This window comes from Streptomyces sp. NPDC059010 (assembly GCF_042740355.1).
In the GTDB taxonomy this organism is placed as follows: Bacteria; Actinomycetota; Actinomycetes; order Streptomycetales; family Streptomycetaceae; genus Streptomyces.
The window spans coordinates 271,035-290,012 of record NZ_JBHYJA010000004.1 but is presented as its reverse complement, the minus strand read 5'-3'; the positions used below and the strand labels follow the sequence as shown (position 1 = coordinate 290,012).

Genomic DNA, 18,978 nt, shown 5'->3' with positions numbered 1-18,978 from the left:
CCATCGCTCTGTGGCGCTCGCGCGCCGCGGCTCGGGGGAGTTTGCTGAGATAGCGCCCCATCTGCGGCGGGGGCGCCCCCGGGTGCGGGGCCCCGGGGCCCCTTGGTGTGGGTCGGTCACTCGGATGGCGCCCAGTAGTCGAGCAGCGTGGCCACGCCGGGCTCCAGCGCCTTCCAGGTGCCGCTGAAGGAGAGGACGGCGAAGGCGGCGGCCGGGAAGCCCCGGCGGCTCATCCGCTCGCGTGCGTCGCCGTCGGCCGAGCCGGACAGGATCTCGGCGAGGCCCTGCACACCCGGGTTGTGGCCGATCAGCAGGACGTTCTGCGCGTCGTCGGGCGTTTCGTTGAGCACGGCGATCAGCTCGCCGGGCGAGGCCTCGTAGACCCGCTCTTCGTATACGGTTTTCGGCCGGTGCGGGAACTCGTGGACGGCGAGCTTCCAGGTCTCCCGGGTTCGGGTCGCGGTGGAGCACAGGGCCAGATCGAAGGGGATGGCGGTGTCGGCCAGCCTGCGTCCGGCCTCTGCCGCGTCCAGTCGGCCCCGATCGGCGAGCGGCCGCTCGTGGTCGGTCACCTGTGGCCAGTCGGCTTTCGCATGCCGGAAGAGGACAATCCTGCGGGGTTCTGCGACGCTCATGAGTCCCAGCTTCGCATGAAACAGGCCATGGGGCGCAGGGAGTTGACGTGCGGTTCTTGCCGTGCTCAGCGCATGATCAGCTGTTGTACGCGCTCGAAGAGCTGGGTGATCGCGGGTTCCGAGGTCGCGGCGTGCGCATCGGACGGGTTGAGTATCAGCGTCAGCAGCGTGATGAAGGCGAGTGTCGGCAGGGCGAGGGCCCACCAGGGCAGCCGGATGTCGGCACGGCCCGTGGACGCCGGGTGGGGCGGGGTGTGCGTAGGGGCCGACATGATGCCTCCGTGGGTCTTCGATCGGTCGGTGTCCGCCTCTCGCGGGCACACTTCGAAGCTACGGAAGTCCCGGCCCTCAACCCATCCGGTGATCCACCCAGTTGACCCTGACACTCGCCCCCTAGGGGATGGTGGTGCTAGCCCCACCATCGGTCACGGCGGGGCAGGTCAGGGGGACGCGATCGTCGCGATGACGGCGATGATCACGAAGATGGCGAAGAACGCGCCGAAGACGAGCAGCATGTTCTTCTGGCCGTTCTTGGGGTTCGGATCGAGCACTGGCATACGGCAAGTCTCGCACTCCCCTCCCATGCCGGGCGCGCGGGGGTTGCTTCACAGGCTCTGCCGGGGTTGCTTCACCGGCTCCGGGGTCGGCGGGCCGCCGCCTCGTCCTCCACCGTGCGGTTGCGTCCCGCGAGGACCCCTACCGCCATCTGCGGGATCATCAGGCCCGCCATGAGCGCGATGGGCAGCCCCCAGCCGCCGCTGTGCTGGTAGAGCACGCCGACCAGGAGCGGGCCGGGGATGGAGAGCAGATAGCCGGTGCTCTGCGCGAACGCCGACAGCTGGGCCACTCCCGCGCTGGTCCTGGCCCGCATGCCGACCATGGTGAGGGCGAGCGGGAACGAACAGTTGGAGACGCCGAGCAGCAGGGCCCAGGCCCAGGAACCGGCGGACGGGGCGAGGTACAGGCCGGCGTAGCCGACGAGGCCGCAGGCGCCCAGCGCGAGCACGATCGGCCCCTGGTGGGGCAGCCTGGTGGCCAGGCGCGGGATGACGAAGGCCAGCGGCACGCCCATGACCATGGTGACGGCGAGCAGCAGCCCGGCCGTGCTCGCCCGCACGCCCGAGTCCCGGAAGATCTGGGCCATCCAGCCCATCGTGATGTAGGCGCCGGTGGCCTGCAGCCCGAAGTAGACGGCGAGGGCCCAGGCGGTGCGGCTCCGGGTGATCCGCACCGGGGGCGCCTCCACGCGCGCGTGCTCGTCCTGCGCGGAGGAGGCGGGCGCAGTCCCCCGGTCCCGTACGAAGGGCAGCCAGGGCAGTACGGCCGCCGCCCCGAGCGCTCCCCACACGGCGAGCCCGGTCTGCCAACTCCCGCCCAGCATCTCGGTCATGGGCACCGTCACGGCCGCCGCGGACGCGGTGCCGAGGGCGAGGGCCATCGAGTACAGGCCGGTCATGGAGCCGACCCGGTCCGGGAACCAGCGCTTGACGATGACCGGCATCAGGACGTTGCTGACCGCGATGCCCATGAGGGCGAGCGCGGTGGCGGCCAGGAAACCGGCCGTGCTGCCCGCGTACGGCCGTATGAGCAGGCCGGCGCTGATGGCGACCATGCCCGCGCACACCACCGCGCCCGGGCCGAAGCGACGGGCCAGGCGGGGGGCCGCCACGCCGAAGACGGCGAAGCAGAGCGGGGGCACCGAGGTGAGGAGTCCGGCGACGCTGCCGCTCATGCCGAGCGCGTCGCGGACCTCTTCGAGGAGGGCGCCGAGGCTGGTGATGGCGGGGCGGAGGTTCAGCGCGGTCAGCACGATGCCGAGCACGAGCAGCCGTACCGTCCACGCGCGCGTGGCGGGCTCCGTGGTGGTGCGTGCCTCGGGCTCAGGGGTGTTTGCCTCGGAGGTGCGTATGCGTGTGGACGTCGCCGTCCGGGTTTCCTCGCTCACGGTTTCCTTGCTCACCATGAGACCCATCATAGAATCATGGGATGATTGGCTGTCCACCCCCGGTCCGTACGGTCCGGAACCTCCCGTGCGAAGGTGTGCCATGCCCCTGAGCCACCCCCGCCGCTCGGCGCTGTCCGAGCAGGTCATCGCGGCGTTGCGGAACCAGATCACCTCGGGCGAGTGGCCCGTCGGCTCCCGTATCCCGACCGAGCCCGAGCTGGTCGAGCAGCTCGGCGTGGCCCGCAATACCGTGCGCGAGGCGGTCCGCGCGCTCGCGCACAACGGCCTGCTGGACATCCGCCAGGGCTCCGGCACCTATGTGGTGGCGACCAGCGAGCTGGCCGGCGTGATGCACCGCCGCTTCGCCGACGCCGATCCCCGGCACATCGCCGAGCTGCGCGCCACGCTGGAGTCGTCCGCCGCGCAGCTGGCCGCCGAGCGGCGCACGGAGAAGGACCTCAAGCAGCTGGACGCGCTGCTGGTGCGGCGCGAGGAGGCCTGGGAGTCGGGGGACGCGGAGGCCTTCGTGGCCGCCGACGCGACCTTCCATCTGGCGGTGGTGGCGGCCTCCCACAACGACGTGATGACCGCGATGTACGCCGACCTGGGCGAGGTGCTGCGGGACTGGCTGCGCGAGGACGTCGGCACGGAGCTGACGCCGGAGACGCACATGGACCACGCGCGCCTGGTCGACGCGATCCGCGCGGGCGACGCGACGGCGGCCGCGGCGGAGGCGGCGAGCTATCCGTTCCTGTGCCGTCCGGGACGTTTCAGCCCTCCCGGTCGTGGCTGACCCACACCGAGCCGACCTCCTTCCAGCAGCGCCCGGTGAGCCGCACGGTCTGCGCGGGCCCGGCGTCCACCGGTGAGCCGTCGCTGTCGATGTCCCACCAACGGGCGCACTCGACGTGCAGGCTCACCCGATCGGTACCTGGATAGGGGTTGTGACAGTAAGCGGTCACCTGGGATCCGGTGACACGTACGCGGCATGCGGCGCCGAACGGCTCCTGGGGCCGCACTTCGGCGGCGGGCACACGCGCGTGGGCTATCGCCTCGTACGACAGGGGCAGTACGAGAGCGACGGCGACGGACGTTGAGGCCAGGCGGCGGGAGAAGCGCACAACGGGACCTCCTCGGCCGTACGGGTGAGGGGCTCGCGGGATGAACGCGTACTCCAGGGTGCGCGGTCGCCGGCCTCGCCCGCCTCGTCGGATAGACCGAACGGGTGACGCCCCGCCCCCCGCGCGCTGCGGGAAACGGGGCGTCGGCGACGCGGGGGTGGGATCAGGCGCCGATGGCGTGCAGACCGCCGTCCACGTGGACGATCTCGCCGGTGGTCTTCGGGAACCAGTCGCTCAGCAGGGCGACGATGCCGCGGCCGGCCGGCTCGGGGTCCTCCAGCTTCCACTCCAGCGGGGAGCGGCTGTCCCACACGGACGCCAGCTCGGCGAAGCCGGGGATGGACTTCGCGGCCATGGAGCCGAGCGGGCCCGCCGAGACCAGGTTGCAGCGGATGTCGTGCTTGCCCAGGTCACGCGCCATGTAGCGGTTCGTGGCCTCCAGGGCGGCCTTGGTCGGGCCCATCCAGTCGTACTGCGGCCAGGCGAACTGCGCGTCGAAGGTGAGGCCGACGACGGAGCCGCCCTCGGTCATCAGCGGCAGCAGCGCCATCGTCAGCGACTTCAGGGAGAAGGCGGAGACGTGCATGGCGGTGGCCACGGACTCGAACGGCGTGTTCAGGAAGTTGCCGCCGAGCGCGTCCTGCGGCGCGAAGCCGATGGAGTGCACGACACCGTCCAGCCGGTCCCCCAGGTGCTCGCGGACCTGGCCCTCCAGACGGGCGAGGTGCTCGTCGTTGGAGACGTCGAGCTCCAGGACCTTGACCTTCTCCGGCTGGGGCAGCTTCTTGGCGATGCGCTCGGTGAGCGTCGGACGCGGCCAGGCGGTGAGGATGATCTCCGCGCCCTGCTCCTGGGCCAGCTTGGCGGCGTGGAAGGCGATGGAGGACTCCATCAGCACGCCGGTGATGAGGATCTTCTTGCCCTCAAGGATTCCAGCCATGGTGTTCAGTGACCCATTCCCAGTCCGCCGTCAACGGGGATGACGGCTCCAGTGATGTACGAGGCGTCGTCCGAGGCGAGGAACCGCACCGTCGCGGCGATCTCCTCCGGCTGCGCGTAACGACCGAGCGGCACCTGCTTGACGATGCCCTCACGCTGCTCGTCGGTGAGCACCTTGGTCATGTCGGTGTCGACGAAGCCGGGCGCGACGACGTTGAAGGTGATGCTGCGCGAGCCCAGCTCACGGGCGAGGGAACGCGCGAAGCCGACCAGGCCGGCCTTGGAGGCCGCGTAGTTCGCCTGGCCCGGGCCGCCGTAGAGGCCGACGACGGAGGAGATCAGGACGACGCGGCCCTTCTTGGCGCGCAGCATGCCGCGGTTGGCACGCTTGACCACGCGGAAGGTGCCGGTGAGGTTGGTGTCGAGGACAGACGTGAAGTCCTCCTCGGACATGCGCATCAGGAGCTGGTCCTTGGTGATGCCGGCGTTGGCGATCAGCACCTCGACCGGGCCGTGCTCGGCCTCGATCTCCTTGTAGGCCTGCTCCACCTGCTCGGTGTCGGTGATGTCGCACTTGACGGCCAGGAAGCCGGCCGGCGGCTCACCCGAGCGGTATGTGATCGCGACCTTGTCGCCGGCGTCGGCGAAAGCGCGGGCGATGGCGAGGCCGATGCCCCGGTTGCCTCCGGTGACGAGAACCGAGCGGCTCAACGGATCACCCTTTCGATAGGGGTCTGACACACCCGCCCGAACAGCTGGATGACAGGCGGCTTCTCCGAAAACCTATCGGTCCCGTCCCGGCATCGGACATTCGGGCACCGACAGTGGCTTACCGGCGTCGCTGTCGGGTCCCTACAGAAAGTTGCCGACTCCAGCCGGAAACCTGTGGTCCACGGCCGTGCCCGCGCGAAATGATCGGTGCCCACAGGCCACGACAGCAGGGAGACCTCCGTGCCCCATACGATCGATGAAGCCTTCACGGCGCTTCCGCTACGCGCCCTGGCCGACGCCGCGCTGGCACGCGCGCGTGCGCTGGGTGCCGAACACGCGGATTTCCGGTTCGAGCGGGTGCGCAGCGCGTCCTGGCGGCTGCGGGACGCCAGGCTCGCCGGTTCGTCGGACACCACCGACCTCGGGTACGCGGTGCGCGTGGTGCACGGCGGGACGTGGGGGTTCGCATCGGGTGTCGATCTGACGCTGGACGCCGCCGCCAAGGTCGCCTCGCAGGCCGTGGCGATGGCGAAGCTGTCCGCCCAGGTGATCAAGGCCGCCGGGTCGGACGAGCGGGTGGAGCTCGCCGACGAGCCCGTGCACAGCGACAAGACGTGGGTCTCGTCGTACGAGATCGATCCGTTCAGCGTGCCCGACGAGGAGAAGTCGGGGCTGCTGGCGGACTGGAGCGCGCGGCTGCTGGCGGCGGACGGGGTGAACCACGTCGACGCCTCGCTGCTCACCGTCCATGAGAACAAGTTCTACGCCGACACCGCCGGGACCGTGACCACCCAGCAGCGCGTCCGGCTGCATCCGCAGCTGACCGCCGTGTCGGTCGACGAGTCGAGCGGCGAGTTCGACTCCATGCGCACCATCGCACCGCCCGTCGGACGCGGCTGGGAGTACCTGACGGGGACCGGCTGGGACTGGGACGACGAGCTGGCGCGCATCCCCGAGCTGCTCGCCGAGAAGATGCGGGCGCCGAGCGTGGAGGCGGGGCCGTACGACCTCGTCGTGGACCCCTCCAATCTGTGGCTGACCATCCACGAGTCCATCGGCCACGCCACCGAACTGGACCGCGCCCTCGGCTACGAGGCCGCCTACGCCGGCACCTCCTTCGCCACCTTCGACCAGCTCGGCAAGCTCCGGTACGGCTCCGACCTGATGAACGTCACCGGGGACCGCACCGCCGAGCACGGCCTGGCGACCATCGGCTACGACGACGAGGGCGTCGCGGGCCAGTCCTGGGACCTGGTGAAGAACGGCACCCTCGTCGGCTACCAGCTGGACCGGCGCATCGCGAAGCTGACCGGGTTCGAGCGGTCCAACGGGTGCGCGTTCGCCGACTCCCCCGGCCATGTGCCGGTGCAGCGCATGGCCAATGTGTCGCTGCAGCCGGATCCGGCCGGGATGTCGACCGAGGATCTGATCGGCAGCGTCGACCGCGGGATCTATGTCGTCGGCGACCGGTCCTGGTCGATCGACATGCAGCGCTACAACTTCCAGTTCACCGGGCAGCGGTTCTTCCGGATCGAGAACGGGCGGATCACCGGGCAGCTGCGGGACGTCGCGTACCAGGCGACGACCACCGACTTCTGGGGCTCGATGGCCGCGGTGGGCGGTCCGCAGACGTATGTCCTGGGCGGTGCCTTCAACTGTGGCAAGGCGCAGCCGGGGCAGGTCGCGGCCGTCTCGCACGGCTGCCCGTCGGCCCTCTTCAAGGGCGTCAACATTCTCAACACCACCCAGGAGGCCGGTCGATGAGCCCTCGTACGAACAAGCCGCACGAGATCGTCGAGCGGGCCCTTGAGCTGTCGCGGGCCGACGGGTGCGTCGTCATCGCCGACGAGCAGTCGACCGCCAATCTGCGCTGGGCGGGCAACGCACTCACCACGAACGGCGTCACGCGCGGGCGGACGCTCACCGTCGTCGCGACCGTCGACGGCAAGGAGGGAACGGCCTCCGGGGTGGTGTCCCGGTCGGCCGTGACCGCGGACGAGCTGGAGCCGCTGGTGCGGGCCGCCGAGGCCGCCGCGCGCGGTGCCGGGCCCGCCGAGGACGCGCAGCCGCTGGTGACGGACGTACCGGCGTCGCCGGACTTCACGGACGGCCCGGCCGAGACCTCGTCCACCGTGTTCGCCGACTTCGCCCCGGCGCTCGGCGAGGCGTTCGCACGCGCGCGTGCGGGCGGGCGGGAGTTGTACGGCTTCGCCAACCACGAGCTGGTGTCGACGTACCTGGGCACCTCCACGGGACTGCGGCTGCGGCACGACCAGCCCAACGGGACGCTGGAGCTGAACGCCAAGTCGCCGGACCGCACCCGCTCGGCGTGGGCGGGGCGCTCCACGCGGGACTTCAAGGACGTGGACCCCACGGCGCTCGATGCCGAGCTGGCCGTACGCCTCGGCTGGGCCGAGCGGCGGCTGGAGCTGCCGGCGGGACGGTACGAGACGCTGCTGCCGCCGACCGCCGTGGCCGACCTGCTGATCTACCAGATGTGGTCGGCGTCGGGGCGGGACGCGGTCGAGGGCCGGACGGTGTTCTCCAAGCCCGGTGGCAAGACGCGTGTCGGCGAGAAGCTGAGCGAGCTGCCGCTGACGCTGCGCAGCGACCCGAACGAGCCGGGCCTTGAGACCGCGCCGTTCGTGATCGCGCACTCCTCGGGGGGCGACCAGTCGGTGTTCGACAACGGGCTGCCGCTCGGGGCGACGGAGTGGCTGCGTGCGGGCGAACTGAAGCACCTCATGACCAGCCGGCACAGTGCGGGGCTGACCGGTCTGCCGGTGGCGCCGGGCATCGACAACCTGATCCTGGACGGCGGCGAGGACCGGTCGATCGAGGAGATGGTCGCGAACACCGGGCGCGGGCTGCTGCTGACCTGCCTGTGGTACATCCGCGAGGTCGACCCGGCGACGCTGCTGCTCACGGGCCTGACCCGGGACGGCGTCTACCTCGTCGAGAACGGCGAGGTGACCGGCGAGGTCAACAACTTCCGGTTCAACGAGTCGCCGGTGGGCCTGCTCGGCCGGGCGACCGAGGCGGGGCGTACGGAGAAGACCCTGCCCCGGGAGTGGAGCGACTGGTTCACCAGGGCGGCGATGCCCGCGCTGCGCGTCCCCGATTTCAACATGAGCTCTGTCAGTCAGGGCGTATAACCTCGTAGGCGTTTGCAGTCGGCTGTCATCCGACCGGCCGAAGATCATCGAGGAGACAAGAGAACCGTGACGGACATCGTCGACGAGCTGAAGTGGCGTGGCGTGATCGCCCTGTCCACCGACGAGGACGCATTGCGCAAGGCTCTCGCGGACGGTCCCGTCACGTTCTATTGCGGTTTCGACCCGACCGCGGCCAGCCTGCACGTCGGCCACCTGGTCCAGGTCCTCACCATGCGCCGCCTCCAGCAGGCGGGCCTGCGCCCGCTCGCGCTGGTCGGCGGCGCCACCGGCCAGATCGGCGACCCCCGCCCGACGGCCGAGCGCACGCTGAACGACCCGGAGACGGTCGCGAACTGGGTGAACCGTCTGCGCGCGCAGATCGAGCCCTTCCTCTCCTTCGAGGGTGACAACGCCGCGACGATGGTGAACAACCTGGACTGGACGGCCGGCATGTCGGCCATCGAGTTCCTGCGGGACATCGGCAAGCACTTCCGCGTCAACAAGATGCTCACCAAGGACTCCGTCGCCCGTCGGCTGCAGTCCGAAGAGGGCATCAGCTACACGGAGTTCAGCTACCAGCTGCTCCAGGGCATGGACTTCCTGGAGCTGTACCGGCGGCACGGCTGCACGCTCCAGCAGGGCGGCAGCGACCAGTGGGGCAACCTCACGGCGGGTCTGGACCTGATCCACCGGCTGGAGCCGCACGCGGGCGTGCACGCGCTGGCGACGCCGCTGATGACCAAGGCGGACGGCACCAAGTTCGGCAAGACCGAGGGCGGCGCCATCTGGCTCGACCCGGAGATGACGACGCCGTACGCGTTCTACCAGTTCTGGCTGAACGCGGACGACCGGGACATCTCGACGTACATGCGGATCCTGTCCTTCAAGTCCCGTGCGGAGCTGGAGGAGCTGGAGAAGCAGACGCAGGAGCGTCCGCAGGCGCGGGCCGCGCAGCGGGCACTGGCCGAGGAGCTGACGACGCTGGTGCACGGCGCCGACCAGACGGCCGCGGTGATCGCCGCGTCCCGTGCGCTCTTCGGGCAGGGAGAGCTGGCGGAGCTGGACGCGGCGACGTTGGCGGCCGCGCTGTCCGAGGTGCCGCATGTGCGGGTTGCCGAGCTCGGTCCGGTGGTCGACCTGTTCGCCGAGGTCGGGCTGGTGGCCAGCAAGTCCGCGGCTCGCCGGACCGTCAAGGAGGGCGGGGCTTACGTGAACAACGTGAAGGTCGCCGGGGAGGATGCCGTGCCGGCGAAGGAGGACCTGTTGCACGAGCGGTGGCTGGTGCTGCGGCGAGGGAAGAAGAACCTCGCGGCCGTAGAGGTTACGGGCGCGTAGGTTTTCAGAGTTCGCCGTAGGGGTGCGGTGATCTGCGGGCTGCGGCTTCGCCGTGGTTGATCGCGCAGTTCCCCGTGCCCCCGCAGGGCGCTTCCCCCCAGGGCGTCAATCGCTCACGTCTGTTGCTTCCTCTTCCCCAGCGTTGCCATGTACAGCATGTCCCCCGCGTACACGATGATCACCGCTGCGACGATCTGGAAGATGTGTCGGCTCCAGTCGATGCCGCGTGTCGACTCGACGCCGAACGCTCGGGCGATGGAGTTGCCGACGATGGCGCCGAGCATGCCGAAGATGGTGGTCAGCCAGAGGGGGCTGTGCTGCTTGCCCGGGATGAGCAGCTTCGCGAGCAGGCCCAGCACGAATCCCACGATGATCGCCCACAACCAGCCCATGGCCGCCTCCTACGCCTCGGGGTGAGCATTGGGGCCAGTCTTGGTGCGGCTCCGGTACGCCGCATGCCGGGTACCGCCGTACGCGTTACGGCTGATGGCGTTCCCCCAGGTGACAGTGGCCCCGGTCTCGTAGGCGGCGCAGCCGGGGCGTAACGTTGAAGGTGTCCTGGCCCGGGTCCCCGACCGGGGGCCGGACGGGTACGGGCAGGGGGAGAGTCCGATGCGGGCGGATGGTGGAATCTGATGCGGAAGCTGCATGCGGGCGGCCACTCCGAGGTGTTCCGGATCACCGGGGCCCGAGCGGGGCTCCAGGACGATGTGCGCGCCCGGCAGCGCCGGTACGTCATCTCGATGTCGATCCGTACGGTGTCGGTGATCCTGGCGGCATCGCTCTGGAACGTCGAACGGCACGTCGCGATCGTGGCGTTGGTTCTCGGCGCGATCCTGCCGTACATCTCCGTGGTGATCGCCAACGCCGGGCGGGAGAATGCGCCGGGCCTGCCGTCGACATTCGTGATGGCGCCGACACGTCCGATGATCGCGCCGCAGGGGACGAATGACGGTTCCGCGGAATCCGTCCCGGAAGATGTGGCGGGTGGCTCCGCGCCGGGCGCACAAAGGAAACCGGACGACGGGATGTGATCCTGCGGAGCGCATCGCTCCGCAGGCGACTCCGCGCCAAGCTCAGGAAAAGCTCAGATCAATAGTGTTGTTCCGGTGCCGGGGGACGGGTTACCCGTGACATACTTCGTGGACGCTCCGCATCCCCCGTCGGAGCGATGGACCGACGCCGGGCAGCTCCCCCCGTGGCTGCTCGGCGTCGCCTTTTGTGCGCATCTGTGAGACGAATCTGTGAGTGACACGCCTATCTGTTCTGCCAAGGGTTGCCGTGCCGATGCCGTGTGGGTGCTGGCGTGGAACAACCCGAAGATTCATACGCCGGAGCGGCGCAAGACGTGGCTCGCGTGTGAGGAACATCGCGAGCATTTGTCGCAGTTCCTCGGGGTGCGGGGGTTTTTGAAGGACGTGGTCCTGCTGGAGGAATGGGAAGCGCGCGGAGTTTGAAGGCGCGCCATCGGTTTGGGTGCTGTAGGTCGTGTGGCGTGTGCGGCGCCATCGTGGTTGCTCGCGCGGTTCCCCGCGTCCCCTAGGTACCTCAGCCACCGATCGCTGACATGGGACGGTCCGGCTGCACGAACGACGGGTCGTCCAGGCCGGCCCCCGCCTTCTTGCCCCACATCGCAAGCCGCCAGATGCGGGCGATCTCCTCGTCGGGGGCGTCGGAGCGCAGGGCGGCGCGGAGGTCGGTCTCCTCGCGGGCGAACAGGCAGGTGCGTATCTGGCCGTCGGCCGTCAGGCGGGTGCGGTCGCAGGCCGCGCAGAACGGGCGGGTGACCGAGGCGATGACGCCGACCACATGCGGCCCGCCGTCCACCAGCCAGCGCTCCGCCGGGGCCGAGCCGCGCTTCTCCTCGCCCTCGGGGGTCAGCTCGAAGCGGGTGCGCAGGGAGGTCAGGATGTCGCCGGCCGTGATCATGCCGTCGCGCTTCCAGCCGTGCTGGGCGTCCAGGGGCATCTGCTCGATGAAGCGCAGTTCGTAGTCGTGCTCCACGGCCCAGGCGAGGAGGTCGGGGGCCTCGTCGTCGTTGAGGCCCGGCATCAGGACCGAGTTGACCTTGACCGGGGTCAGGCCGGCGTCGCGGGCGGCGTACAGGCCGTCGATGACGTCCTTGTGGCGGTCGCGGCGGGTGAGGGTCTTGAAGACGTCGGGGCGCAGGGTGTCCAGGGAGACGTTGACCCGGTCCAGGCCCGCCGTCTTCAGGGCGGACGCGGTGCGCCCGAGGCCGATGCCGTTCGTCGTCAGGGAGATCTGGGGGCGGGGAGTGAGAGCCGCCACACGCTCGACTATGCCCACCAGGCCGGGGCGCAGCAGGGGCTCACCGCCGGTGAAGCGGACCTCCTCGATACCGAGGGAGGTGACGGCGATCTCGATCAGGCGGACGATCTCGTCGTCCGTGAGCAGGTCGGGCTTGGCCAGCCACTGCAGGCCCTCCTCGGGCATGCAGTACGTGCACCGCAGGTTGCAGCGGTCGGTCAGCGAGACCCTCAGGTCGGTGGCCACTCGGCCGTAGGTGTCGATGAGCACGTGGGCCCCCTCCCTCGTCACGACCAGATTCAACTTCTGTCATCTGCGAGCCTACGTGACCGCACTGACAGTGACACCGGCCCGATCCCACGACGTACGACGCGGCCGCGTCGTAGGGATCTACGACGCGGCCGCTCGGGATGCCTGTCTAGTGGGCGCCGGTGCCGGTCAGGGACCGGACCTCCAGCTCCGCGTACTTGCCGGCGTCGGGCTCCTCCTTGGACAGGACGGTGCCGAGCCAGCCCATGAGGAAGCCGAACGGGATGGAGATGATGCCCGGGTTCTTCAGCGGGAACCAGGCGAAGTCGACGTCCGGGAACATCGCCTTCGGGTCGCCGGAGACGACCGGCGAGAACAGCACCAGGCCGACGGCGACGATCAGACCGCCGTAGATCGACCACAGCGCGCCCTGGGTGGTGAACTTCTTCCAGAACAGGCTGTAGAGGATCGTCGGCAGGTTGGCGGAGGCCGCGACCGCGAAGGCCAGGGCGACCAGGCCCGCGACGTTGAGGTCGCGGGCAAGGGCGCCGAGCAGGATGGAGACGGCGCCGATGCCGATGGTGGCGAGGCGGGCGGCCCGGATCTCCTCCTTCTCGGTGGCCTGGCCCTTCTTGATGACGTTCGCGTAGATGTCGTGGGCGAACGACGAGGACGAGGCCAGGGTCAGACCGGCGACGACCGCGAGGATCGTCGCGAAGGCCACCGCCGAGATGGTGGCGAGCAGGATCGCGCCCCAGGCCGAGTCGACGCCGCCCAGGTGCAGCGCGAGCAGTGGTGCGGCCGTGTTGCCGGACGGGTTGGAGGCGATGATCTCGTCCTGGGAGATCAGCGCGGCGGCGCCGAAGCCGAGGGCGATGGTCATCAGGTAGAAGCCGCCGATGATGCCGATCGCCCAGTTCACGGACTTACGGGCGGCCTTGGCGTTGGGCACCGTGTAGAAGCGGATCAGGATGTGCGGCAGGCCGGCGGTGCCGAGGACCAGGGCGATACCGAGGGAGATGAAGTCCAGCTTGGAGGTGCCGGTGGCGCCGTACTGGAGGCCGGGCTCCAGGAAGGCGGCGCCCTTGCCGCTGTTCTCGGCGGCCTTGCCGAGCAGATCGGAGATGTTGAAGTTGAACTTCAGCAGCACCAGGAACGTAATGAGGATCGTGCCGCCGATGAGCAGGACCGCCTTGACCATCTGGACCCAGGTGGTGCCCTTCATGCCGCCGATCGACACGTACACGATCATCAGGACGCCGACGAGCGCGACGATGAGGATCTTGCCGGCGTCGGTGGTGATGCCGAGCAGCAGCGAGACCAGGACGCCGGCGCCCGCCATCTGGGCGAGCAGGTAGAAGATCGACACGACGATCGTGGAGGTACCGGCCGCCGTGCGCACCGGGCGCTGGCGCATGCGGTACGCGAGCACGTCACCCATCGTGTAGCGGCCGGAGTTCCTGAGCGGTTCGGCCACCAGGAGCAGCGCGACCAGCCAGGCGACCAGGAATCCGATGGAGTAGAGGAAGCCGTCGTAGCCGAAGAGGGCGATGGCGCCCGCGATACCGAGGAAGGACGCGGCGGACATGTAGTCGCCGGAGACGGCGAGGCCGTTCTGGAAGGCGCTGAAGGAGCGGCCGCCCGCGTAGAAGTCGGCGGCGTCCTTGGTCTGGCGGCCGGCCCAGACGGTGATGAACAGGGTCGCGACCACGAAGCACGCGAACAGGGTGATGATCAGGGGCCGGTGCTCGCTGGCCTCGTTGGCGGCGAGCTGCACATGGGTCATCGCGGGGCTCATGCGCCGCCCTCCATACGGGTCTTGATGGCCTCGGCCTTGGGGTCGAGCTTGGTACCGGCGTGGCGCGAGTACCACCAGGCGATGAGGAACGTGGTGACGAACTGGGCGATACCGAGGACGAACGCGACGTTGATGTTGCCGAACAGCTTGGTGCCCATGAAGTCGCCCGCGTAGTTGGAGAGCAGGACGTACAGCAGGTACCAGGCGATGAAGGCGACGGTCAGCGGGAAGGCGAAGGAGCGGTAGGAGCGGCGCAGTTCACCGAACTCCGCGCTCTCCTGCACCTCGGTGAACTCCTCGGTGGTGGGGAGTTTGTGTTCCTCTTTCGAGGGGGGCGGTGCGTCGGTGGCCACGGAGTCTCCTCGCGTTGCGGGCGCTGTTGCGACGGTGGACGGGGACGGGTCGGGGGGTGGGGACGAGTTGGGTGCGGGCATGCGGCTCTGTTCCTCATGGTGACGTGGATCACCTGAGCCGGGTGGCGATGTTAGGGCCACGGCGCGTGATCCGACAGGGGGCTCGATCCTGCTCGCGCCTCCTTCCCAAGGTCACGGCGCCACGCGAGGACCGGTTCAACTCCGGGGGCTTCTTTCCGAAGTCGCTCGGATCAGTGATTGCTGGCCCGGAAGATCAGGGATAGCTTCGCTCCAGCACGAATCGTCATGTACCTGCCCGGCCACCCATCCCTGCCTCGGGCGGGTTTTCCGTTCCGGATGATGTGGAGAACCCATGGCTCATCTGCGGTCCAGACGCCGACTCGGCCTCGCCGTGCCTCTCGCCCTGTCCCTGACCGCCTCGCTGGGCTTCCTGCCTGCGGCGGCCTCGGCCGCACCGCTCGGGGAGCCCTCCGTGCAGGCAGCGGACGCGACCTCCCTGGCGTATGTCGTCAACACCCGACCGGACCATCGCACGATCGAGTCGGTGAAGAAGGCGATCGCGGCGGCCGACGGCACCGTCGTGACCTCGTACGACAAGATCGGCGTGATCGTCGTCCACTCGGCGAACCCCGACTTCGCCAAGGTCATGCGCACGGTGCGCGGGGTGGAGTCGGCGGGCGCGACGCGTACGACGCCCCTGACCCCCGCCGGCACCACGGACGAGGGCCCCGTCCAGCTGCTGACGAAGAACCAGGCCACCAAGACCGCGCGGGCGTCCGACTCGGCGGCCGACAGCGAGCCCCTTGAGGCCGACCAGTGGGACCTGCGGGCGATCGGCGCCGACAAGGCCGCCAAGATCAACCCGGGCAGTTCGAACGTCACCGTCGCCGTCATCGACACCGGTGTCGACGACACTCACCCGGACCTGGCCCCGAACTTCTCCGCGGCCCAGTCGGCGAACTGCGTCGGCGGTGTCCCGGACACCAGCGCCGGCGCCTGGCGTCCGTACAACCCGACCGAGGACTACCACGGCACGCATGTCGCGGGTGAGATAGCCGCGGCCCGCAACGGCATCGGCGTCGCGGGTGTGGCGCCGGGCGTGAAGGTCGCCGGTATCAAGGTGAGCGACCCCAAGAACGGCCTCTTCTACCCGGAGAACGTCGTCTGCGCCTTCGTGTTCGCCGCCGATCACGGCGTGGAGATCACGAACAACAGCTACTACGTCGACCCGTGGCTGTACAACTGCATGGACGACCCCGACCAGAAGGCCATCGTCGACGCGGTCAACAGGGCCCAGCTGTACGCCCAGAAGAAGGGCACGCTCAACCTGGCCTCGGCGGGCAACTCCAACCACGACATGGACGCCGACTCCATCGTCGACGAGACCAGCCCCGACGACGCCACGCCGGTCAAGCGCACGATCGACCCGCACACGTGCTTCGATGTGCCGACCCAGCTGCCGGGCGTGGTCACCGTGACCGCGACGGGCGTCAAGAACGACAAGTCGTACTACTCGTCCTACGGTTACGGCGTCGCCGACGTCGCGGCCCCGGGTGGTGACCGGAAGTTCCAGATCCCGACGGACACCCCGTCGCAGAACGGCCGCATCCTGTCCACCATGCCGAACGGCGAGTACGGCTGGCTGCAGGGCACGTCGATGGCCTCGCCGCACGCCTCCGGCGTCGCCGCGCTGCTCAAGTCCCGGTATCCGAAGGCGACTCCGGCGATGCTGCAGGCGCTCCTGAAGGCCCAGGCGGACAACCCGGGCTGCCCGGAGTCGTACGACCAGGACGGCGACGGCAAGCAGGACGCGGTGTGCGAGGGCGGCAAGCGGTACAACGGGTTCTACGGGTTCGGCGTCGTTGACGCGCTGGACGCCGTGGACTGACATATTGATTCAGTCAATACTGCATAGTGCAGTCATGACTGCAATCAGTACGGCCTGGTCCGCGGTGGGCGGCGATCCCGCCCTGCTCCCCCGGGTGTCGGCCATGGTGCGGGAGGGTGCGCTTCATGCGCGCCTTCCCGTACGGGAGTTGGCGCGCGCGTGCGTGGGCGCGTGCGCGCTGGCCGCGGCCGAGCTGGGGGCGCGGCGGGCCGGGCTCGCCGAGGTGCCGGGGGTGCGGCTGGACGACGGCGCCGTCGCCACGGCGTTCGTGAGCGAACGGCATCTGCTGGTCGACGGCCGCGCACCGGTCAACTTCGCCCCGCTGTCGCGGTTCTGGCCGACGGCGGACGGCTGGGTGCGGACGCACGCGAACTATCCCCATCACCGGGCCCCGCTCCTGGCCGCGCTGGGCGTGGCCGAGGAGGACCCGGACGCCGTGGGCGCGGCCCTGGCCGAGCGGTCCTCGCACGAGGTGGAGGAGGCCGTGTACGCGGCCGGCGGGCTGGCCGTGGCGCTGCGCACCCCGCAGGAGTGGGCGGCGCACGAGCAGTCCGCGGAGGTGGTCCGGCGTCCGCTCGTCGAGCACGAACGCCTGGACACGGCACACGCGCGTGCCCTCCCGCCGCTCGACGGCACTCCCCTGCTGCCCGCCGCCGGGGTACGCGTACTGGACCTGACCAGAGTCATCGCCGGACCCGTCGCCACCCGCACGCTCGCGCTGCTCGGCGCCGACGTCCTGCGCGTGGACGCGCCGCAGCTGCCCGAACTGGCCGACCAGCACGCCGACACGGGTTTCGGGAAGCGCTCGGCGACGCTGGACCTGGCGGCCGACCGGCGCGCCTTCGAGGAGCTCCTCTCCGCTGCGGACGTCGTGGTCACCGGCTACCGGCCGGGCGCCCTGGACCGGTTCGGGCTGTCGGCACGCGCGCTGGCCGAGCGCCGGCCCGGGCTGGTCGTGGCGCAGTTGTCGGCGTGGGGGGACTACGGGCCCTGGCGCGAGCGGCGCGGCTTCGACAGCCTCGTCCAGGTCGCCACCGGGATCGCCGCGATCGAGGGATCGGCCGAGCGCCCAGGCGCACTGCCCGCGCAGGCCCTCGACCACGGGACGGGGTATCTGCTGGCGGCGGCGGTGCTGCGGGCACTGACCGAGCGGCGGGAGCAGGGGTACGGCCGGTGCGTGCGGTTGTCACTGACGCGCACTGCGGAGTGGCTGGTGAACGGGCTCCGGCCGGGCCCGCGGGGAGAGCGGGTGTACGAGGCTCCGGACGCCTGGCTCGGGGAGCGGGACAGCCCACTGGGGCGGCTGCGGTACACACTGCCGCCGGTGTCGTTCACGGGCGGTCCCGTCGACTGGGGGCGGCCGCCGGGGGTTTGGGGCGCGGATCCGGCGGGATGGGGCTGAGCGGCGCAGGTCCCGAGGAGACGTCCCGATTTTCGCGCACGGCCTGAGCGCCGGGGCCGTCGGAAGCGTACCCATGGGCGGAATGCCGTACCGCCACTTGTTTTCCGACACTTGCCCGGCTCTGTGTTGCTTTGTGAAGATCCTGAGGTGATGTTGACCAGATCCTCCCCCGGTGTGTCCGCCGGGGGTGAGCCCGGAGGGCGCCCCGGTGTGGGCCGGGCTGTCGCCGTGCTCGCCCTGGTCGCGCTCGCGGCGCTGATCCCGCTGCTCGGGCCGTCGGCCGCGCTGCACGGCACCGGGGAGGCCGCCGCGCCCGGCACGGCCGGGATCGCGCTGCTGCGCACGGTGCTGTTCGCGGCGCTGTGCGTCCCGCCGGGAGAACTGTTCCTGCGGCGGCTGGCCCGCTCGGTGCCCGGCGCTCCCCCGGCCATGCCCCGCAGTTGGGCGCCGTACGCGGCCGCCGCCGGTTTCGTCGCCGCCCTGGGCCTCGCCTCGGTCGTCTCCACGGGCAACCTCGTGCCGACCGGCCCGGCCGACCTCGACGTCGGCGGCCTCTACGCGTCGCGCGACGGCAAGCTCGCCCTGCTGGAGGTCAACGCCTTCGCCGTGGCCGGGCTGTGCGCCCTGTCGCGCCGGCCGGTGATCCAGGTGGGGCCGCTGGCCGCGGTGCTGGTCGCCGAGGCGCTGCGGGCGCACCCCACGACCGAGCACGGCCCGCTGCTGGGCTCCGGGCTGACGCTGGTGCACCTGATCTGCGCGTCGCTCTGGGTGGGCGGGCTGCTGTACGCCCTGCGGACCCTGCGCGGCTGGGACGACAGGGAGGCGGGTGCGGCGCTGCTGGGGCTCTACGCGCGCGTGGCGGCCGTACTGCTCGCCGCCGTCACCGCGACAGGGGTGTGGAGTTCGCTGCGCCGGATGCCGTCGGACACGATCCTGGAGCAGCTGACCGACACGGCGTACGGGCGGGCCCTGCTGGCCAAGGTGATCCTCATGGTGGCCGTCGCCGCGCTCGCCCTGTGGGCACGGATCCGGCTGCGCCGGGCCGCCGACCCGCTGACCGCCTGTACTCCCGCGCGGGCGGAGGTCGTCGCCCTGGGTGCGGTGGTCGCGCTGTCGGGGCTGCTGACGGCGCTGCCGGTGCCGATCCGCTGGTGAGCG

20 protein-coding genes are annotated in these 18,978 nt (G+C 70.3%); 9 read left to right on the top strand and 11 right to left on the bottom strand.

The annotated features are described in order from the left end of the window. Window positions 1–116: 116 nt before the first annotated feature. The 4 genes from ACFWYS_RS06290 to ACFWYS_RS06275 all read right to left on the bottom strand — a co-directional run bounded on the left by ACFWYS_RS06290 (window position 117) and on the right by ACFWYS_RS06275 (window position 2,598). A complete protein-coding gene (locus ACFWYS_RS06290; protein ID WP_384764064.1) occupies window positions 117–635 on the bottom strand; it encodes a SixA phosphatase family protein in 519 nt (172 codons plus the stop codon). Window positions 636–700: 65 nt separating this feature from the next. Next, complete coding sequence (locus ACFWYS_RS06285; protein WP_384764062.1) at window positions 701–907, bottom strand: hypothetical protein; 207 nt, start codon at window positions 905–907, stop codon at window positions 701–703. A gap of 168 nt (window positions 908–1,075) precedes the next feature. Beyond that, window positions 1,076–1,192 carry an SGM_5486 family transporter-associated protein gene (locus ACFWYS_RS06280; RefSeq protein WP_272122887.1) on the bottom strand — a complete coding sequence of 39 codons (117 nt, stop codon included), beginning with the start codon at window positions 1,190–1,192 and terminating at the stop codon, window positions 1,076–1,078. A gap of 71 nt (window positions 1,193–1,263) precedes the next feature. Continuing rightward, window positions 1,264–2,598: a CynX/NimT family MFS transporter gene (locus ACFWYS_RS06275; RefSeq protein ID WP_384764059.1), complete on the bottom strand. Its 1,335-nt coding sequence runs from the start codon at window positions 2,596–2,598 to the stop codon at window positions 1,264–1,266. An 82-nt stretch (window positions 2,599–2,680) separates the two neighbouring features. On the opposite strand from ACFWYS_RS06275, the gene ACFWYS_RS06270 reads away from it, so the two are divergent. Continuing rightward, complete coding sequence (locus ACFWYS_RS06270) at window positions 2,681–3,373, top strand: FadR/GntR family transcriptional regulator (protein WP_384764057.1); 693 nt, start codon at window positions 2,681–2,683, stop codon at window positions 3,371–3,373. Here ACFWYS_RS06270 and ACFWYS_RS06265 read toward each other — a convergent pair. From ACFWYS_RS06265 to fabG, 3 genes are all read right to left on the bottom strand, one after another. Then, window positions 3,351–3,701: a hypothetical protein gene (locus tag ACFWYS_RS06265; RefSeq protein WP_384764054.1), complete on the bottom strand. Its 351-nt coding sequence runs from the start codon at window positions 3,699–3,701 to the stop codon at window positions 3,351–3,353. The two genes, ACFWYS_RS06270 and ACFWYS_RS06265, sit on opposite strands and share 23 nt — an antisense overlap. Before the next feature lie 163 nt (window positions 3,702–3,864). Continuing rightward, complete coding sequence (gene fabI / locus ACFWYS_RS06260; RefSeq protein WP_384764051.1) at window positions 3,865–4,641, bottom strand: enoyl-ACP reductase FabI; 777 nt, start codon at window positions 4,639–4,641, stop codon at window positions 3,865–3,867. A 5-nt stretch (window positions 4,642–4,646) separates the two neighbouring features. After that, a complete protein-coding gene (gene fabG, locus ACFWYS_RS06255; RefSeq protein ID WP_384764048.1) occupies window positions 4,647–5,351 on the bottom strand; it encodes a 3-oxoacyl-[acyl-carrier-protein] reductase in 705 nt (234 codons plus the stop codon). Window positions 5,352–5,591: 240 nt separating this feature from the next. On the opposite strand from fabG, the gene ACFWYS_RS06250 reads away from it, so the two are divergent. The 3 genes from ACFWYS_RS06250 to tyrS all read left to right on the top strand — a co-directional run bounded on the left by ACFWYS_RS06250 (window position 5,592) and on the right by tyrS (window position 9,841). Next, window positions 5,592–7,115 (top strand): TldD/PmbA family protein, encoded by a 1,524-nt coding sequence (locus ACFWYS_RS06250; protein ID WP_384764046.1) that lies wholly within the window; start codon window positions 5,592–5,594, stop codon window positions 7,113–7,115. Further along, window positions 7,112–8,506 (top strand): metallopeptidase TldD-related protein, encoded by a 1,395-nt coding sequence (locus ACFWYS_RS06245; protein WP_384764043.1) that lies wholly within the window; start codon window positions 7,112–7,114, stop codon window positions 8,504–8,506. The genes ACFWYS_RS06250 and ACFWYS_RS06245 overlap by 4 nt, the downstream gene beginning before the upstream one ends. Window positions 8,507–8,572: 66 nt before the next feature. Further along, the gene (tyrS, locus tag ACFWYS_RS06240; RefSeq protein WP_384764040.1) at window positions 8,573–9,841 is read left to right on the top strand and encodes a tyrosine--tRNA ligase; all 1,269 of its coding nucleotides are present in this window, start codon (window positions 8,573–8,575) and stop codon (window positions 9,839–9,841) included. A 113-nt stretch (window positions 9,842–9,954) separates the two neighbouring features. Here tyrS and ACFWYS_RS06235 read toward each other — a convergent pair whose 3' ends face one another. Further along, entirely contained in the window at window positions 9,955–10,233 is a 279-nt protein-coding gene (locus ACFWYS_RS06235; protein ID WP_384764037.1) for a GlsB/YeaQ/YmgE family stress response membrane protein, read from the bottom strand. A 243-nt stretch (window positions 10,234–10,476) separates the two neighbouring features. Between ACFWYS_RS06235 and ACFWYS_RS06230 the strand changes: the two genes are divergently transcribed. Together ACFWYS_RS06230 and ACFWYS_RS06225 are read left to right on the top strand one after the other, a co-directional pair. After that, window positions 10,477–10,875, top strand: a complete 399-nt coding sequence (locus tag ACFWYS_RS06230; protein WP_384764034.1) for a DUF3099 domain-containing protein — start codon at window positions 10,477–10,479, stop codon at window positions 10,873–10,875. Window positions 10,876–11,085: 210 nt separating this feature from the next. Further along, window positions 11,086–11,298: a hypothetical protein gene (locus ACFWYS_RS06225; RefSeq protein ID WP_384764032.1), complete on the top strand. Its 213-nt coding sequence runs from the start codon at window positions 11,086–11,088 to the stop codon at window positions 11,296–11,298. A gap of 91 nt (window positions 11,299–11,389) precedes the next feature. Here the strand turns inward: ACFWYS_RS06225 and moaA are convergent, their stop codons facing one another. From moaA to ACFWYS_RS06210, 3 genes are all read right to left on the bottom strand, one after another. Further along, window positions 11,390–12,379, bottom strand: coding sequence for a GTP 3',8-cyclase MoaA (gene moaA / locus ACFWYS_RS06220; protein WP_384764136.1), 990 nt, complete (start codon window positions 12,377–12,379; stop codon window positions 11,390–11,392). A 148-nt stretch (window positions 12,380–12,527) separates the two neighbouring features. After that, complete coding sequence (locus ACFWYS_RS06215) at window positions 12,528–14,156, bottom strand: cation acetate symporter (RefSeq protein ID WP_384764029.1); 1,629 nt, start codon at window positions 14,154–14,156, stop codon at window positions 12,528–12,530. Beyond that, on the bottom strand, window positions 14,153–14,509 hold the full coding sequence (locus ACFWYS_RS06210) for a DUF485 domain-containing protein (RefSeq protein ID WP_384764026.1): 357 nt from the start codon (window positions 14,507–14,509) through the stop codon (window positions 14,153–14,155). Before ACFWYS_RS06210 ends, ACFWYS_RS06215 begins: the two co-directional genes overlap by 4 nt. Window positions 14,510–14,882: 373 nt before the next feature. Here ACFWYS_RS06210 and ACFWYS_RS06205 point away from each other — a divergent pair, with 373 nt between their 5' ends. From ACFWYS_RS06205 to ACFWYS_RS06195, 3 genes are all read left to right on the top strand, one after another. Next, window positions 14,883–16,418: a S8 family serine peptidase gene (locus ACFWYS_RS06205; RefSeq protein WP_384764023.1), complete on the top strand. Its 1,536-nt coding sequence runs from the start codon at window positions 14,883–14,885 to the stop codon at window positions 16,416–16,418. 34 nt (window positions 16,419–16,452) lie between these two features. Continuing rightward, window positions 16,453–17,820: a CoA transferase gene (locus ACFWYS_RS06200; protein WP_384764020.1), complete on the top strand. Its 1,368-nt coding sequence runs from the start codon at window positions 16,453–16,455 to the stop codon at window positions 17,818–17,820. A 150-nt stretch (window positions 17,821–17,970) separates the two neighbouring features. Then, window positions 17,971–18,975 (top strand): CopD family protein, encoded by a 1,005-nt coding sequence (locus ACFWYS_RS06195; RefSeq protein WP_384764017.1) that lies wholly within the window; start codon window positions 17,971–17,973, stop codon window positions 18,973–18,975. Window positions 18,976–18,978: the final 3 nt, after the last annotated feature.

What these genes read in the sequence shown, in the direction of transcription:
- ACFWYS_RS06205 (WP_384764023.1), top strand. Translation starts at nt 14,883, where the DNA reads ATGGCTCATCTGCGGTCCAGACGCCGACTCGGCCTCGCCGTGCCTCTC.
- ACFWYS_RS06215 (WP_384764029.1), bottom strand. Translation starts at nt 14,156, where the DNA reads ATGAGCCCCGCGATGACCCATGTGCAGCTCGCCGCCAACGAGGCCAGC.
- fabI (WP_384764051.1), bottom strand. Translation starts at nt 4,641, where the DNA reads ATGGCTGGAATCCTTGAGGGCAAGAAGATCCTCATCACCGGCGTGCTG.
- ACFWYS_RS06270 (WP_384764057.1), top strand. Translation starts at nt 2,681, where the DNA reads ATGCCCCTGAGCCACCCCCGCCGCTCGGCGCTGTCCGAGCAGGTCATC.
- ACFWYS_RS06290 (WP_384764064.1), bottom strand. Translation starts at nt 635, where the DNA reads ATGAGCGTCGCAGAACCCCGCAGGATTGTCCTCTTCCGGCATGCGAAA.
- ACFWYS_RS06275 (WP_384764059.1), bottom strand. Translation starts at nt 2,598, where the DNA reads ATGGTGAGCAAGGAAACCGTGAGCGAGGAAACCCGGACGGCGACGTCC.
- ACFWYS_RS06245 (WP_384764043.1), top strand. Translation starts at nt 7,112, where the DNA reads ATGAGCCCTCGTACGAACAAGCCGCACGAGATCGTCGAGCGGGCCCTT.
- ACFWYS_RS06195 (WP_384764017.1), top strand. Translation starts at nt 17,971, where the DNA reads ATGTTGACCAGATCCTCCCCCGGTGTGTCCGCCGGGGGTGAGCCCGGA.
- ACFWYS_RS06280 (WP_272122887.1), bottom strand. Translation starts at nt 1,192, where the DNA reads ATGCCAGTGCTCGATCCGAACCCCAAGAACGGCCAGAAGAACATGCTG.
- ACFWYS_RS06285 (WP_384764062.1), bottom strand. Translation starts at nt 907, where the DNA reads ATGTCGGCCCCTACGCACACCCCGCCCCACCCGGCGTCCACGGGCCGT.
- ACFWYS_RS06200 (WP_384764020.1), top strand. Translation starts at nt 16,453, where the DNA reads ATGACTGCAATCAGTACGGCCTGGTCCGCGGTGGGCGGCGATCCCGCC.
- ACFWYS_RS06235 (WP_384764037.1), bottom strand. Translation starts at nt 10,233, where the DNA reads ATGGGCTGGTTGTGGGCGATCATCGTGGGATTCGTGCTGGGCCTGCTC.
- ACFWYS_RS06230 (WP_384764034.1), top strand. Translation starts at nt 10,477, where the DNA reads ATGCGGAAGCTGCATGCGGGCGGCCACTCCGAGGTGTTCCGGATCACC.